Origin of the sequence: Brevundimonas sp., from assembly GCF_013823285.1 — a bacterium.
GTDB lineage: Bacteria > Pseudomonadota > Alphaproteobacteria > Caulobacterales > Caulobacteraceae > Brevundimonas.
Genome location: NZ_PNLV01000204.1, coordinates 1 through 581, shown reverse-complemented (window position 1 = coordinate 581; position 581 = coordinate 1). Strand labels below are relative to the sequence as shown.

Annotated in this window: 1 protein-coding gene; it reads right to left on the bottom strand. The window is 67.8% G+C overall.

From position 1 onward, the window contains the following. Positions 1–581: insulinase family protein (locus C0461_RS14395; protein ID WP_292107993.1), on the bottom strand; the 581-nt coding region annotated here is incomplete at both ends.

The following is a 581-nucleotide window of genomic DNA, read 5'->3' as shown; positions in this document are numbered from 1 at the left end:
GAATCTCGGTGATCTCGCGCTGCAACTCGGCCTCGCTGACGCCGTGCTGGACCAGACGGCGCTGCTCCTGCTCGGCGGCCTCGATGGCGCGCTGCCAGGCGCCGGTTTCGAAATTGGCCACCACCAGGCCGATGTCCATGGCGCCGAAGAGTTCCTGATGACCCGCGCCGCCGCCGAGGAACGGCGGGTTGGAGGATCGGGTCAGTTCGCCCATGCGCCGGTTCATGACGGCCAGACCGAGATTGCGCAGGACGCCTTCGCGGCGCGTTTCGAGGCTGTCGGGGCGCTGGTCCGGCGCCTGGCTCCAGATCAGCTGCGCGCTGGACTGGGCGCCCGGCTCGATATGAATGTAGGTCTCGGCCTCGCGGGGCTGCAGTTCCCCGATCACGGGATCAGGCCCGGCGGGATAATCGTTGGTCCAGTCCGCGAACCGGTCGCGGATCTTGGCCTCCATCACGTCCACGTCGAAGTCGCCCACCGCAATCAGGGTGGCCCGTTCAGGGCGGTAATAGGCGCGGTAGAAATCAACGAAGCGGTCGCGGGGCGCGGTGCGGATGATGTCCAGGTCGCCGATGGGCAGG